This is a genomic window from Rickettsia endosymbiont of Urophora cardui, from assembly GCF_964030725.1.
Lineage (GTDB): Bacteria > Pseudomonadota > Alphaproteobacteria > Rickettsiales > Rickettsiaceae > Rickettsia.
Genome location: NZ_CAXIPY010000006.1, coordinates 986,002 through 1,001,781, shown reverse-complemented (window position 1 = coordinate 1,001,781; position 15,780 = coordinate 986,002). Strand labels below are relative to the sequence as shown.

The following is a 15,780-nucleotide window of genomic DNA, read 5'->3' as shown; positions in this document are numbered from 1 at the left end:
GAACATAGTAAAGCCAAGAAGCGTTGGAAAATAATGAAGCATTTAAAAATATTACTGGGTCGTTTGATTAGAGTATGTGAGCGTGAGATCAAAAATAAGCAATTAAACTTGTCTCTCAAAAATCAAGAAGTATTGCAAAAAATAAAACAAATACATAACCAATCTGTTTTAAAAAGAGAAGCTAAAAAGCAATATAAAGAAGATAACAAAGTATTATATAGTTTTCATGCCCCTGAAGTAGAGTGTATAGGAAAGGGAAAACGCAACAAGCCATATGAGTTTGGCAATAAAGTAGCGGTAGTAGTAAGTGGTCGTAGAAATTTTGTTTTATCCGCAAAATCGTTTCATAATAATCCTTATGATGGTCATACATTGCATCAGAGCTTTGAAGCAGTAGAGAGTGTCACTGGAATCAAGATAAAGAAATCATTTGTTGATCTTGGGTATAGTGGTAGCAATGTAAAGGAGAAGAGTAAGGTATATACCCCAAAAACGCGGAAGAAGTTGTTACAAGAGGACAAGTCTATGATCAAGAGACGCAGTGCCATAGAACCAATAATAGGTCACTTAAAGCAATATGGTCGGATGGGTAGAAACTTCTTGAAAGGTATGATAGGAGATATTATCAATCCAATAATCTCTGCTATTGGTTTGAATTTACGATGCATTGCAAATCATTTACAAATCGTGTCTAACTCCACATAAATCAAAAATATCATCATGCAAAAACTAGATGGTCTATCCGCCAAAAACACTTCAAATCCTGATCATTTGTAATGGGATAGAGTTTTGACAACAAATTGCTAAGATTTTCAATAAAAATTAATAAGTTATGTTAATTTTTACTGATACATTTCTGTGTTGGTCTAATTTTGATATGGAGCTATTGTTAACGATTTTTTATCGTTCATCTAGTTTTTGCATGATGATATTTTTGATTTATGTGGAGTTAGACACGATTTGTAAATGATTTGCAATGCATCGTAAATTCAAACCAATAGCAGAGATTATTGGATTGATAATATCTCCTATCATACCTTTCAAGAAGTTTCTACCCATCCGACCATATTGCTTTAAGTGACCTATTATTGGTTCTATGGCACTGCGTCTCTTGATCATAGACTTGTCCTCTTGTAACAACTTCTTCCGCGTTTTTGGGGTATATACCTTACTCTTCTCCTTTACATTGCTACCACTATACCCAAGATCAACAAATGATTTCTTTATCTTGATTCCAGTGACACTCTCTACTGCTTCAAAGCTCTGATGCAATGTATGACCATCATAAGGATTATTATGAAACGATTTTGCGGATAAAACAAAATTTCTACGACCACTTACTACTACCGCTACTTTATTGCCAAACTCATATGGCTTGTTGCGTTTTCCCTTTCCTATACACTCTACTTCAGGGGCATGAAAACTATATAATACTTTGTTATCTTCTTTATATTGCTTTTTAGCTTCTCTTTTTAAAACAGATTGGTTATGTATTTGTTTTATTTTTTGCAATACTTCTTGATTTTTGAGAGACAAGTTTAATTGCTTATTTTTGATCTCACGCTCACATACTCTAATCAAACGACCCAGTAATATTTTTAAATGCTTCATTATTTTCCAACGCTTCTTGGCTTTACTATGTTCTTTATATTTCCATAGCTTTACTATATCGCGTTTATAGGTTCTAGCGTATGTTTCATTCAAATGTATACCCAAACTGTTGCAAAGCTTTACTATGCTAAGCCTAGCTTTATCCATTAAATAAACATCGTGTGGGTGTTTGATATTCTTAATTTGTACAGTCGTATCAGCGATGATTAATTCCAAATCTTTTTTTTTAATTGTGTTAGTTTTTATCCCAACCCTGATCAACTCCGATAATATCTCATTATATCCAGCTTCACCTAATACACTACGAAACCGTCGTATACTAGTTTCCGAGATAGCTATGTCTTTTTCTATATATTCCCACCCGCAGAAATACTGCCAATACATATTCTCTTTTAGCTCTTCCTCTGATAATGAATCTGAAAAATTATACATTGCTTGTAGCATCGTTATGCCAAGCATCACTCTATGACATTTTCTATTTCTACCAAATTTCTTAATACAAACATTTTTTGATAACCACTCTTCGAGCCTAGACCAATTTATTAATTCTCTTAATTTATATAGCTTATTATTTGGGTTTAATTCTTCTTTTAATTTATAACCAAACAGTTTCCCTTGTTCTTGCGATTTGATAATGTTGTCTATTGGCATTGACTGAAATCCATAAGGTTTATGACCATATTTTATCATTTTCTTACGGATTGTTGTATTACTTCTTGTCTTAAAACCATATTATCTATAAGGCTTGTAGAGTTTTGGCGGACGGACTAGATGAACGATAAAAAATCGTTAACAATAGCTCCATATCAAAATTAGACCAACACAGAAATGTATCAGTAAAAATTAACATAACTTATTAATCTCTCAGGGTTTAATTCCCCGAAGCTCTGCTTCGTGATATCATAAGAAACAACTAAAACTTTTTTAGATACCTCGCAGCAGAGCTACGAGGTATCTATCCAAAAAGCTTTAACTGTTTTTGTTGAAATGCTTTATAAGAAGGTTTGCCCGAACCTTGATTCTGTACATAATTACGTAATTTCTGCTCATCACCATGTTTACCTACTGTGCTCATAAAATATCCTTTACTCCAAAACTCACTTCCCCATAATTTTTCTTTAAGATTTGGATATTTCTCAAACATTTTCTTAGAAGTAATACTTTTTATGATTTGAGTTATTTTTGTTGGGCTATACATTGGTATTGACTGTAATAAAAAATGTACGTGATCTTTATCTACTTCTATTTCTAAAAATCTAATTTCATAACGATCTTCTATGTGCTCACAAATTTTACACAAATAATCATCTAGGTCTTGATTGAATATTACTCTTCTATACTTTGCCGGCGTTACTAAATGATATATTAGTACTGTGACATTATGACTCTTATGTATATAACTGCTTTCTTTCAAGTAGTATATCACGAAGCAGAGCAATTAAACCCTGAGAGATTAACCTTGGCCATAATTGTACTATTCTACTATAACATGGTAAATTAAAGTAACCCTTATATTTATGCGGTCAGTAGTATAAATAATAGTTTTTAAAGTCCTTGCAAGGCGATAGATAAAAATATATGACTATTGTCATCAATTCTGCAAGACTTAATTTTCCTATTCTATGCCTTTGCTGATTTGTTGATAATAGACGGTGTTCTATCCATTCTTCATATATTTTACAAAAATTATCTACTAAATAATATACAGTTATGATACATCTTTTCATGTTGACTGAAGTTTTGACAAAAATTCTAATTTTTCTGACTAAAGTAAAAATTTATATTTAAAGTTAAATATTTAGTGCTTTTATCAGCTTAAAAGCGATATTTCTACAATTTAAAGTAAATTATTTGATATATAATACAAATTATAGATTGATACACTCGCCACTTTTTTTAATAAAAATTTTTTGTCAAAACTTCAGATGTTGAGTTACTGATCTTTTATTAAAAAAATCTATCATAACTCAACATTAATCTCCTTTAAACCCTTTATCTATAAGCTTTCTATCTATCCCTTATCCTAAATTAGCGTTACTAAACAGTCAAAATATACTATAGGGTATACTGATTCAAGAGGTCTACTCTGCCAAATCTTGACCTCATCTATTACTTCATCTGTAATCCTGCTGATTAGGCTCTCACTGATCTCAGCTCCATATAATTCTTGCAATTGTGTTTTAATATCAGACACACTCATACCCTTCGCATATAAGGATATTATCTTTTGGTCTAAGCCATCTATTCTTGTTTGTTTCTTTGAGACTATTATAGGTTCAAATTTACCTTATCTGTCTCTTGGAACATTTAGCTCTATAGTACCATTCTCACTAATCAGATTCTTACTAAAACTACCATTCCTCGTATTCTCAGTTTCAGCTCTATCATACTTGCTATAACCTAAATGTTCTGACATCTCAGCATGCAGTGCTCGCTCTAAAATACCCTTGGTTAATTCCTTAATTAATCTCTCAGGGTTTAATTCCCCGAAGCTCTGCTTCGTGATATCATAAGAAACAACTAAAACTTTTTTAGATACCTCGTAGCTCTGCTGCGAGGAGCATCATTCCATTCTGACTTAGTACTGTTTTTAAATCTACTCCGCCTTCTATCAGCAAATCTATTGCTTCATTTATTTTTTTATTCTTCTCTATTTGCATTTCTGTTACCTATATTTTGAATTACTTCTAATATAGGCTCAACAAAAATTTACACAATCATTGCAAAAGACTCCGAAAAACACCCTCGGTGTCATCCCGTGGCGGCATTGTTGCGTGAATCAGTTTTCCAGTTGTCATCCCCGCGAACTTGTAGCGGGATCCAGTTAAAAATACTAATAAAATTAGTATTTTTTATTATTTTTTGGATCTAGTTCCCAAGCCACGGCATGACATCGATTTTATAAAATTTAGCCTGCCCCTAATATGTAAAGAGCTTTCAGGTACTTCGGTTTTCATTTAAATATTTGTATTTTTTACTGAATCCCGTGGCAAAACCACGGAATGACAATGGTTGAACTGATCTACACAACAATTCCTATACAGGAACAACATTCTCCAGCCAATATTTGCTGCATGCAAGAAAATTAGGATTGGCAAAGTCTTTCTTACCATAGGTAATTTCTTTGCCATCTAGATCTAGAATATTACCACCACCAGCTTTAATTAAAGCATGACCTGCTGCTATATCCCATTCCATAGTTTGACCAAATTTAGGGCAAATATCCACACTACCCTCAGCAATTAAACATAATTTAATTGAACTACCTATTGCGTCTATTTTATTAAAAGAATATTTACTTAAAAATTCTTTAGTTGCTTTATTTGAATGATAAAAACCTATAACAGCGTTTAGCTCTTTTTGCTTATGAATGATAGGAATTTCTTTGGAATGTTGTTCGATTTTTAACTGATTTTTTTTATCAGTATAATATAATTTATCTGTCTCAGGTTGATATATCAAGCCAATAGTTGGTACACCATTTTTAATTAGACCTATATTTATAGTATAGGTGCTTTTGCCGTTTACATAGCTTCGTGTTCCATCAATTGGATCAATTAACCAAAAAGTATTATTACTAAGTATTGGCAATGGCTGTTCCTCACATACTATATCTATTTCTGGAGTTAAGTCTTGCAGATTTTGATAGATTATTTTACTAATTTCTTTATCTGCATTGGTAACTACCGAGCCATCTGACTTAGTATCAATTAATATTCCTGATTTTTTTATATCTAAAGCAATTTTACCGGTATCGATAATCAAATCTTTTAAAGTATTTATTAAATTATTATTCATACTATTTATTTAACATTTTTGCAGCTACATCATCCTCCAACCACTGTCCTGTATTTAGAAGAGTTGATTGCTGCAATTTGGCGACTTCTAGATCTGGTGATCCTTGTAATTGTTGCCATCCCAAATATTCAATTCCATAATATTCTATATCAACATTTCTTAAATAAGAATCCATATCTTTCAAATCTTGTTTATTATTTGCAAATACTATGATTTTGCTAGGCTCCTTTGGTATAATTTTTAAAAATTCAATGAGTGACTTTACTTTATTAGTATTTCCAGTAAATATTATTCCTAAATAAAAAATAGGTGCACTTGCATCAGTTGGATCAAATCTAAATACATCTTTATCATTAACTTTACTAGTAAAATTAATCCCTAATCCGTAAAGTAAGGTATACAACCATCCTTCATAATTTTCAATCAAATTACATGGGGTAGTTATTTCTTGAAGTCCTAAAACTGTTGCACCTTGCTTTTTCATTTGATTAATAAAATCCACCCAATTTTTTTCTACAAGCATCATTTGGCGTTGTTGCATTAATTGTGCTATAGAATTATTTACTGATGAATCATTTACTGCAAGACTATATAAGTTTTTGGTAAAATTTACATAAGGATTATCGTTATAGCGAAAAAATTTTGATTTGGGCGTTATAATAGTATTATCTATATTTATTAAAACAAGGCTATCTTGGTCTATTTTGGGTAACAAATCTTTCATTGTTACAGAATTGACAGAATAAGTAGGAATTATTTGACCATAGCTTGAAGTTGGCACAATTAAATAAAGTAATAAATGGAGTAAAATTTTATTTACTTTGATCATAAGGGTTGTTACTTTTTGCATTATTAGTTTTTAAAGGTGGGTTATTTCTTGTTATATTATTCATTTGATTAGTCAAGTCATTAATAATTACATTATAGTTTGCATTATTATCCCTACTATCTTGATTATTATAATAATATCCAATAAATACAACAGAAGAACTATAATTAGCCAGCTGTGCTTCCATTGAACTTAATAGCTCTGTACTACCGCTAACCATTATAAGTACCTTAGGCATAAAATTCATTTGAACACAAAAATTAATCATTAGCTCAGCACCGGATATATTATTGCTAGTTAATATACCCTTATAAAATACCGGATAAGTATTCGAAAAACTTTCTAAATTATTAAAAATAATATAATTATTTTTAGGAAAGCTATTTGAGAAATCAATGTTAAAATTCTTTTTTAAATAATCAGCAATCCATATTTCAAATTTAGGTATATTATTAAAATTACCTGTAAAACCTCCATTTACGGCTATTATAGGAATATTTTTATTGCTGATATCACTTACAAAATTTGGAAAGTTAGAATCTAGTAATTCCTTTTTATATTTACCACTTGTTAAAATTAATTGATCTATATAAATATTTTTAGGGTTTTTACTCATCTTTTGCAAAGTAGGTGCGAGTTTAGCATAAACATCTTTATCGATTTGCTCACCTAAAGATAATAACGGCTTAAATAATATTTTATCCAAGTCTATTACCATTAGTAAATCTTGCGGCAAATAATTTTTAATATAATTTTCTTCAAAATCTTGTTTTATTTTATCTAAATTGTTTACTTCTATATTTTCTGCTTTAACTATAGATGTGACAAGTAGTAATAAGATAAATATATATTTTTTAAACATTAATATACTCCAATATAATACATTGTCATCCCGTGGCAGCTTTGCCTGCGTGCATCATTCTCTCCCCTGTCATCCCGTGATTTATTCACGGGATCCAGTTAAAAAATAATAATAAAATTAGTATTTTTTATTATTTTCTGGATCTAGTTCCCAAGCCACGGTATGACTACCTGTAGGGCGTTTTTCTATCCACGCGGGCAATGCCACCATGGGATGACACTAAACCGAAAAGCATATCTTAGTGTTAGCACATTGTAATGCTAATATCAATCCATATTAAACTATAATATGGTAAATATCTGAAGTTTTGACAAAAAATTTTTAATGATGCTCCTCGCAGCAGAGCTACGAGGTATCTAAAAAAGTTTTAGTTGTTTCTTATGATATCACGAAGCAGAGCTTCGGGGAATTAAACCCTGAGAGATTAAAAAAAGTGGCGAGTGTATCAATCTATAATTTGTATTATATATCAAATAATTTACTTTAAATTGTAGAAATATCGCTTTTAAGCTGATAAAAGCACTAAATATTTAACTTTAAATATAAATTTTTACTTTAGTCAGAAAAATTAGAATTTTTGTCAAAACTTCAGTAAATATGTTTGGAAGTTTTTTTAGTTCGTTTGGTGGTGCTATCGGAAATGCATTTGGAGGTGGTATAGCTAACACGGGAAGGTTTTTACCATTGCTGCCGTTATTGCATCACGAAAATCTTTAAAGTTTTTAATAATTTTTCTCAAGTAATTTTTAAAATTAGCCCAACAGTGTTCAATAGAATTTAAATCTGGAGAATAGACCGGTAGATAAATAAGAGTACAACCCGCTTTTTCTAATGATGCTCCTCGGCGGCAGAGCTACGAGGTATCTATCCAAAAAGCTTTAACTGTTTTTGTTGAAATGCTTTATAAGAAGGTTTGCCTGAACCTTGATTCTGTACATAATTACGTAATTTCTGCTCATCACCATGTTTACCTACTGTGCTCATAAAATATCCTTTACTCCAAAACTCACTTCCCCATAATTTTTCTTTAAGATTTGGATATTTCTCAAACATTTTCTTAGAAGTAATACTTTTTATGATTTGAGTTATTTTTGTTGGGCTATACATTGGTATTGACTGTAATAAAAAATGTACGTGATCTTTATCTACTCCTATTTCTCAAAATCTAATTTCATAACGATCTTCTATGTGCTCACAAATTTTACACAAATAATCATCTAGTTCTTGATTGAATATTACTCTTCTATACTTTGCCGGCGTTACTAAATGATATATTAGTACTGTGACATTATGACTCTTATGTATATAACTGCTTTCTTCCATTCAAGTAGTATATCACGAAGCAGAGCTTCGGGGAATTAAACCCTGAGAGATTAAAGAATTAACTATCAGTTTACTTTCTTAATCTTTAGTTGTAGTTTGTGGTTTTCTAGCTCGATTTCACTAATATGATCAGGAATAAAATCTTTAGCAAATTCACCTAAGGTTTGCTCTTTAATAAACTCACCGTAAATATCAGTTATTTTAGGCAAATTTATATCAATCAAAATTCTATCTGTTATAGCAAAATCGGCATTTTTTCGAGCTTGTTGTATGAAGCGTACAGTGTCACGAGCTATTCCTTCGTCTATTAACTCAGGGGTGAGCTCTAGATCAAGTATGAGCAGACTGCTATTATGGGCAAAGCTGCTAGCCCCTTTAATATGCGAATGAGGTTCTAAGATTAGTTTATATTCATCGCTATTTAAGGTCTCATTACAGATCCTCAAGCCATCAGAGGTCGCTTCCCACTCGTTCTTTTTAGAGGTAGCTATGATATCTTTCATTTTAGCCGGCAGACGCTGACCAAGTAACGGGAAATTAATCGATAATTTTTTAACTGCATAATTCTCTAAATCATCACGATAAATTACTGATTTAACATTGAGCTCGTCTTTAATTAAATCTTCAAAATCTTTTAGTTTGTCGTTATTTTTGCTAATAATCGTTATACTGCTAAGTGGTTGCCTTACACGTGCGTTTTCGCTACTTCTGATGAATAGGCTGTTACTGCAAATATCTAGTACAGTATCCATAGTATCCACTAGTTCGCTATTTATTTCAAATTTTGAGAGATCAGGATAGTCGCATAGATGGGCGGATAAATTGTCATTCCCGCGTAGGCGGGAATCCAGGCATTCAGGTTTTTCTGGATCCCCGCTTTCGCGAGGATGACAATATAGCCCTAAATATATCGCTTCGGAGATAAGCGGCACTAAAGACGACATCGCAATAGCCATAGTTTCTAAGCAAGTATATAGCGTGTTATAAGCACTTTGTTTATCTGCATCCTTTGCGCTTTTCCAAAATCTAGCTCTGCTTCGTCTGATATACCAGTTGTTTAGTACTTCAAAAAATTCTGAAACTGCATTATAAGCTGTCCCAGTATCGAAGCTGTCTAAACTTTCTTTAATCTTTTCTACCGCTATCTTAAGCTTGGATAATATATACACATCAAGCACATTTTCCGAGTTAAAACTTAGCTCACCTTTAATATGGTCAGCGTTAGCATACATCGTGAAGAAATGGTAAGCGTTCCAGATAGGCTTGATAAACAAACGAAGCGTATCAAATACCATTTTACCATCTTTATCAATTAGTAGCTCTTGCCCTTTAACAACATTGGAAGAAAGCATTGTTACCCTTAAGGCATCTGAGCCATATTTATCGAATAGCTCCAGTGGATCGGCATAGTTATTTAGACGCTTTGAAAGCTTTTGACCCGTAGCATCTAAAATCACGCCGTGGCATATACAATTTAAAAATGGCGGACGATCAAATAGGGCAGTAGATAATACCATTAAAGTATAAAACCAACCACGTGTTTGTGCGGAATATTCAACTATGAAATCTGCCGGAAAACGATCCTCAAACCACTGCTTATTTTCAAAAGGGTAGTGTGCTTGTCCATACGGCATTGAACCACTTTCAAACCAACAATCAAATACGTCTTCTATTCTACGCATTGTTGATTTACCAGTTGGATCGTCGGGATTCGGTCTTGTTAACTCGTCAATAAATGGACGATGTAAATCAGTAATTTTAACCCCAAAATCTTTTTCTAGCTCTTCTATAGAACCATAAACATCTATACGTGGATATTTTGGATCGTCAGACTTCCATACCGGCAAAGGTGTTCCCCAGAATCTATTACGGCTTATTGACCAATCCCTAGCATTCTCAAGCCATTTACCAAATAAATTATCTTTAACATGCGTCGGTATCCAATTAATTTGCTGATTCAGCTCTACCATTCTGTCTTTAAATTCGGTAACTTTTACGTACCATGACGGAACAGCTTTATATATAAGAGGCGTGTCGGTTCGCCAGCAATGCGGATAATTATGGATATACTGCTCGGTTTTTAGCCAATTACCTTGCTCTTTCAGCTTGATTATTATTTTATCGTTTGCATCAAATACTTGTAAGCCCTCTAAATCAGGTATTTCTTTGGTAAACTTACCGCTATTATCCACAGGACAAACCAGCTTTATGCCTTCCCGTTCGCAAAGTATTTGGTCATCTTCACCAAAGCCAGGAGCCATATGTACTACCCCAGTACCATCACCCTCAACAACAAAATCGCCGGCAAATATCTTAAAGCTATTCGGATGATTTTTAAAATAGTCAAATAGCGGCTTATAGCTTAATCCTTGAAGCTCTGAGCCTTTAATTATTGTGAATTGCTCATCGCCTTTTAGCTCTAATTCTTTAGCGTATTTAGAAACAGATGAGGCAGCTATGATATAACAGACATCGCCTTTAGGAACTAACGCATAATCGATATCGCTACCAACTGCTAAGGCTAGATTTGACGGCAATGTCCAAGGGGTAGTCGTCCAGGCGAGGATACGGTACTCTATGTTACCACCGTCCTCTTTAATGTCATCCCCGCGGGGATCCACTTTTTTCGTCATTGCGAGGAGATGCGTAGGCTGAGAGCGGTCAATCTTGTGCTTATCTCCTGAGATTGCTTCGTCAAAATTTTCAATTTTTCCTCGCAATGACGAATGACATAATACAAAACTAACTGTTACAGCTTTATCTGCTCGCTCTCTATATGAATTATCAAGTCTTGTTTCAAAGTTAGAAAGTGGTGTTTCGCATGCCCACGAATAAGGCATAACGCGCATAGATTCGTACAATAATCCTTTATTATATAACTCTTTGAATGCCCAAAGCACGGATTCCATAAAATTCTTATCCATTGTTTTGTAAGAATTTTTAAAATCTACCCATCTTGCTTGACGTGTTACATATTGCTCCCACTCACCGGCATATTTCATTACCGAATCTCTACAATGAGCGTTAAACTTTTCTATCCCGAAATTAGTAATAGCAAGACGCCCTGAAATACCGAGTTCCTTTTCAGATTGCATTTCAGCAGGTAGTCCGTGACAATCCCAACCGAAACGACGTTCTACTTTCTTCCCTCTAACCGTTTGATATCTAGCATATACGTCTTTAATAAAGCCAGTGAGTAAGTGCCCATAATGCGGTAACCCATTAGCAAAAGGCGGACCATCGTAAAAGATAAACTCAGCATCGCCCTCTCTAATATCAATAGATTTTTGGAATATATTATTATCTTGCCAAAATTTTAATATTTCTTTTTCCATGGTAGCAAAATCAGCATTTGAGCTAACTTCTGGGTAATATTTAGTGTTTATCATTATTTTGTAAATTATTTATTATAACAGTTTAGTTTATTGTAATGTCATTCCCGCGGAAGCGGGAATCCAGTTTTTTGTATGTGTATTTTAAAACTGGATCTAGTTCCCAAGCCACGGTATGACACCGATTTATAATAATAGATAATAGCAGAGAGATAAATAGCTAACTATGACAAATAGCGAAAAAATTTAGGCTTGGTAAATTCCAGTATTAATTAAGCCAGATTTATATTTTCTTCCCATACCTCATTGGGTGTTTTATAACCGAGCACTTTTCTTGGTAAATTATTATCAATATCTAATTTTCTTTTTCTCTTACCTTGCCTTAAACTGCAAGCAAGTGTGTTAGCCCTATCTGGTCTATAATTATGCCTCATTCTCTTGAGTTCATAACATATAGTGCTTTTATCACGGCCAATCTTTGTCCCTATATATCGCGAGCTATAACCACTCTTATTCATTTCGTATATTTTAAATCTTTCATCTATCGTTAAATGAGCCATGATATATCTATATTTAAATGATGCTCCTCGCAGCAGAGCTACGAGGTATCTAAAAAAGTTTTAGTTGTTTCTTATGATATCACGAAGCAGAGCTTCGGGGAATTAAACCCTGAGAGATTAAAAATTGATTATATCTGGCTTAATTAATTATAGAACTTTCCAACAATTGTCGCATATAATCAAAAGCATAACGTTAGATAATGGCAAAGAATTTACCAATCATGAACAACTATTGCCAAAATCTGAACGAAAAGTATATTTTTGCAATCCTTATTCTCCATGGCAAAAACCATTGATAGAGAAGATTAACTCAATGGTGCACAGAGTATACTCTAAATCTTTAGATATAAAAAAATTAACAATAAAGCAATTACAACTGAAGTTTTGACAAAATCCTTTCCATAAGGAGAAATGTATTCCAATTTTTTTATACTTTTTTAGTAATAACAAAATTTATTTATTCTATTTGGGTACATAATGTGTCAAAAACTGTAGCAATTTTGTCTAATATTGCTGGTTTATACTTACTAATATTATTTGGTAATTCTAGCTTTTTATTAAATGAGGTTTTGGTAATTTGGTTACTTCCATCAAAACTTGATTTTATTGTAATTTCCAACTTACCGTGTTTATTACTTTTGCGTATTACTGGTGCAAATGGTTTGACCTGATGATTATTTCTAATATTTCTATGATCTGGTATCCCTCTGGATATAGACTTTTCTAATATTTCTTCAAGGGCAATTTGTGGCATAGATCTATAAACTTCACTTGGAGACAACATATTGCTATTGATTTTTTTATCCCATGCCCTTACTTTTCTTGCCTTAACTGAAGATTGTGCATGATACAATATGTTGTACGCTAGCATTACGAATAACATATAATCCTCATCTTTATTTGGATCATTCGTTTGAAATTTATCCATCAATAATTTTGACTTACCAAATTTAAAAAAATGCTCAATATCAAACCTTTGTCTATAGTATTCATATACTTCTTTACCACTGATTTTATCTTTTTGTTGGCCAGAAACACATAACCATAAATCTCTGTTATATTTCCTATTTCCTGATGCATCTAACACCTTAACCTGAATAAAATTCAGCGGTTTATCAGACATGATATGCTGTTTCTTGCCCTTGATTAGATAATTCTTAAATAGTGAAATACTAATTGATATGTCACCATTTTTTGTAGCCTTTACTACAGTTTCTTCTGTATCTGGAATCAGTAAATTATCAGAACTACTACAAGAAATCTTAGCTCCATAAGATCTTTTACGACCTCTTGTTTTTTGCTCCTCTATATATATTTTGTAAATACTGCGATTAATTCTTTGGCGGGTTATTGTTACCGTATTTGCTTCATTGTGCAGCGGGTGAATGAAAGATAGAGCGCTATAACCTGCATCACCTACTGTTATATTGAGAGCCTTTTGTGGTATTTGCTTAACAATTTTCATTATTTGTTTGCTACCTTTGCTATACTTATTCTCATCTGATTTTACTCTATTTATAGATATTGGTACAGACCATTTAGGCTGAGCACCGATGCAAACTACACTATATTCATAACCCGCAACTGGTCGGTTATTAGCATTCTGTCTAATATATGTACGATCAATTGCTTTCTTGGAATCTTTCTTGCTACTCACTGTAGTATCTATTTGCAGTAAGTTTTTACCCTCATTAATCAGTTTACTTATTAAGTATTTTTCTATATCTTCTCGAGTCTTAAAACGTTGCTCATCTCTTATATTTAATGATTCATCACGAGCACAGTAAAAATTCTCTATAGCTCTGTATACACTTGACCAACTACGCTGAAAATATTTATTAGTTGTTAATTCAACAACAGATCTTGCTTTAACGCTATCATTAGTTACTAGTGATAGTATTAATTCTAAAACCACATCTTGATTATAGGGGAAAATTTTTTATTTCTTGCAACATTTCTTGCATAATCATACACACTAAAAACCATTTTGTATTTGAGCGTATTTATATCATACTTTATAAGTTTGGTTATCTTTTTGTCAAAACTTCAGTTACAAGAAATTGAGGATTTTTTAAATAATTTACCAAGAAAAGTGCTCGGTTATAAAACACCCAATGAGGTATGGGAAGAAAATATAAATCTGGCTTAATTAATACTGGAATTTACCGTTTTATGGCAATGTTTAGTATTTTTAACTGGATCTAGTTCATAAATCACGGGATGACAGAGGGAGAATGATCCACGCAACAATACCGCCATGGGATGAAACGTCTTTTTACCCCTCCAAACGGTAAAATCTACTAGATTTATAGAATTTAATGATATTAAAAAGTAAAATCTTCGTAACGCCGGCTATTGGTATAGCGAAAAATATTCCGATAAAGCCGAATAAACTACCGCAGGCAAAAATTGAGAAGAGAATCCAAAGAGGATGCAAACCTATTTTATCGCCAATAATTTTAGGTGTTAAAATATATGACTCACAAATATTCCCAATAATATAAACCACCATTATATAAAATAGTTGTGTAGTCGCACCGAAGGTTAAATATCCGATAGTGAGCGTTAGAAGGCACGAGATACAAGTGCCGATAAAAGGTATGATAACTAAAAAACCGGTGAGAATTCCTAGCAATAGTGCAAGATCGATACCTATTATACTAAATGAGATACTATAATAAATTGACAATAATAGGCAAACATTTAGCTGACCTCTTATATAAGCAGCAAGCAGGCTATTGATAGAGGATAATATTCCAAGGATTTTATGCCTACTTTTTAGCGGTAATAACGATTTCATATTTTCAATAATTCTTGTCCAATCACGTAAGAAATAAAATAATATTATAGGGATAAGTAAAAATAAGACAAATATATTAATTGTAACGAGAGTATAGTGCCAAAAATTATTAGCAAGGCTGCCAAGTATAGTGAATATACTATTTATGAAATTACTTAAAGAATCCCGTATCTTATCAGCGATATTAGGCTCTACAGCATAAATTTTTGTCATTATAGGCGGCAATATCTCTGCTTGAAAATAATCCTTATATTTAGGTATGTTATTTACAAAAGTAGAAACCTGCCCATAAATTACCGGTACTAAAAGAGTAAGTGCAGTAAAAAATATACTTAAAAATATCAGATAAATTATAATAGATGAAATCTTATTTGATAGTTTAAATTTTGACGCAACAAATTCTATAGCAGGCTGTAGTAAATAAGAAATTATCAAAGCAATAAAAAATGGTCTTATTGCTTCTGAAATTAGCATAAAACCGCTTATAAAAATTCCTATAAAAAGCAGCCAAAATATAGCGGTTTTATTCATATTTTTACTCCAAAATATCGGTATACGAAGATCAACTTGGCAAAGAGTAATCGGACTGGAAGCCGAAGAGCACAGCGTATACTGAATACGTGAGCATCTGAGGACTTACAAAGACGACGATGCCAATTTTTCAA

11 protein-coding genes and 6 pseudogenes are annotated in these 15,780 nt (G+C 32.5%); 3 read left to right on the top strand and 14 right to left on the bottom strand.

Translation table 11 applies throughout. The features are described 5' to 3' along the window. The first annotated feature begins 33 nt into the window (after window positions 1-33). Window positions 34-705, top strand: coding sequence for a transposase (locus AAHI98_RS13405; protein ID WP_342225471.1), 672 nt, complete (start codon window positions 34-36; stop codon window positions 703-705). Between the two features lie 234 nt (window positions 706-939). Here AAHI98_RS13405 and AAHI98_RS13400 read toward each other — a convergent pair whose 3' ends face one another. From AAHI98_RS13400 to AAHI98_RS13355, 12 genes and pseudogenes are all read right to left on the bottom strand, one after another. Further along, window positions 940-2,301, bottom strand: a complete 1,362-nt coding sequence (locus AAHI98_RS13400; RefSeq protein ID WP_342224717.1) for an IS5 family transposase — start codon at window positions 2,299-2,301, stop codon at window positions 940-942. A 265-nt stretch (window positions 2,302-2,566) separates the two neighbouring features. Beyond that, window positions 2,567-3,025 carry an IS200/IS605 family transposase gene (gene tnpA, locus AAHI98_RS13395; RefSeq protein WP_342226078.1) on the bottom strand — a complete coding sequence of 153 codons (459 nt, stop codon included), beginning with the start codon at window positions 3,023-3,025 and terminating at the stop codon, window positions 2,567-2,569. A gap of 37 nt (window positions 3,026-3,062) precedes the next feature. Beyond that, a pseudogene (locus tag AAHI98_RS18275) lies at window positions 3,063-3,338 on the bottom strand (IS982 family transposase); the annotation flags it as partial. A 299-nt stretch (window positions 3,339-3,637) separates the two neighbouring features. After that, window positions 3,638-4,117 (bottom strand): annotated as a pseudogene (locus tag AAHI98_RS13390) (transposase); the annotation flags it as partial. 25 nt (window positions 4,118-4,142) lie between these two features. Then, a complete protein-coding gene (locus tag AAHI98_RS13385; RefSeq protein WP_342224793.1) occupies window positions 4,143-4,271 on the bottom strand; it encodes a hypothetical protein in 129 nt (42 codons plus the stop codon). Between the two features lie 376 nt (window positions 4,272-4,647). Further along, window positions 4,648-5,409 carry a 3'(2'),5'-bisphosphate nucleotidase CysQ family protein gene (locus AAHI98_RS13380; RefSeq protein ID WP_342226077.1) on the bottom strand — a complete coding sequence of 254 codons (762 nt, stop codon included), beginning with the start codon at window positions 5,407-5,409 and terminating at the stop codon, window positions 4,648-4,650. 1 nt (window position 5,410) lies between these two features. Further along, window positions 5,411-6,259: a DUF2608 domain-containing protein gene (locus AAHI98_RS13375; RefSeq protein ID WP_342226076.1), complete on the bottom strand. Its 849-nt coding sequence runs from the start codon at window positions 6,257-6,259 to the stop codon at window positions 5,411-5,413. Then, window positions 6,222-7,100, bottom strand: a complete 879-nt coding sequence (locus AAHI98_RS13370) for a DUF2608 domain-containing protein (RefSeq protein ID WP_342226075.1) — start codon at window positions 7,098-7,100, stop codon at window positions 6,222-6,224. Before AAHI98_RS13370 ends, AAHI98_RS13375 begins: the two co-directional genes overlap by 38 nt. Window positions 7,101-7,761: 661 nt before the next feature. Next, complete coding sequence (locus tag AAHI98_RS18265) at window positions 7,762-7,872, bottom strand: hypothetical protein (protein ID WP_410526262.1); 111 nt, start codon at window positions 7,870-7,872, stop codon at window positions 7,762-7,764. A gap of 92 nt (window positions 7,873-7,964) precedes the next feature. Beyond that, window positions 7,965-8,423: pseudogene (gene tnpA, locus AAHI98_RS13365) on the bottom strand (IS200/IS605 family transposase). A gap of 65 nt (window positions 8,424-8,488) precedes the next feature. Further along, window positions 8,489-11,812, bottom strand: a complete 3,324-nt coding sequence (gene ileS / locus AAHI98_RS13360; protein WP_342226074.1) for an isoleucine--tRNA ligase — start codon at window positions 11,810-11,812, stop codon at window positions 8,489-8,491. Between the two features lie 266 nt (window positions 11,813-12,078). Next, window positions 12,079-12,315: pseudogene (locus AAHI98_RS13355) on the bottom strand (helix-turn-helix domain-containing protein); the annotation flags it as partial. A 151-nt stretch (window positions 12,316-12,466) separates the two neighbouring features. Here AAHI98_RS13355 and AAHI98_RS13350 point away from each other — a divergent pair. Next, window positions 12,467-12,691: pseudogene (locus AAHI98_RS13350) on the top strand (IS30 family transposase); the annotation flags it as partial. An 81-nt stretch (window positions 12,692-12,772) separates the two neighbouring features. On the opposite strand, the gene AAHI98_RS13345 reads toward AAHI98_RS13350, so the two are convergent. Beyond that, window positions 12,773-14,230, bottom strand: coding sequence for a transposase (locus AAHI98_RS13345; RefSeq protein WP_342224664.1), 1,458 nt, complete (start codon window positions 14,228-14,230; stop codon window positions 12,773-12,775). 132 nt (window positions 14,231-14,362) lie between these two features. Between AAHI98_RS13345 and AAHI98_RS18785 the strand changes: the two are divergent. Then, window positions 14,363-14,464 (top strand): annotated as a pseudogene (locus tag AAHI98_RS18785) (IS30 family transposase); the annotation flags it as partial. 126 nt (window positions 14,465-14,590) lie between these two features. Here AAHI98_RS18785 and AAHI98_RS13340 read toward each other — a convergent pair. Beyond that, entirely contained in the window at window positions 14,591-15,646 is a 1,056-nt protein-coding gene (locus AAHI98_RS13340) for an AI-2E family transporter (protein ID WP_342226072.1), read from the bottom strand. Window positions 15,647-15,780 lie beyond the last annotated feature (134 nt).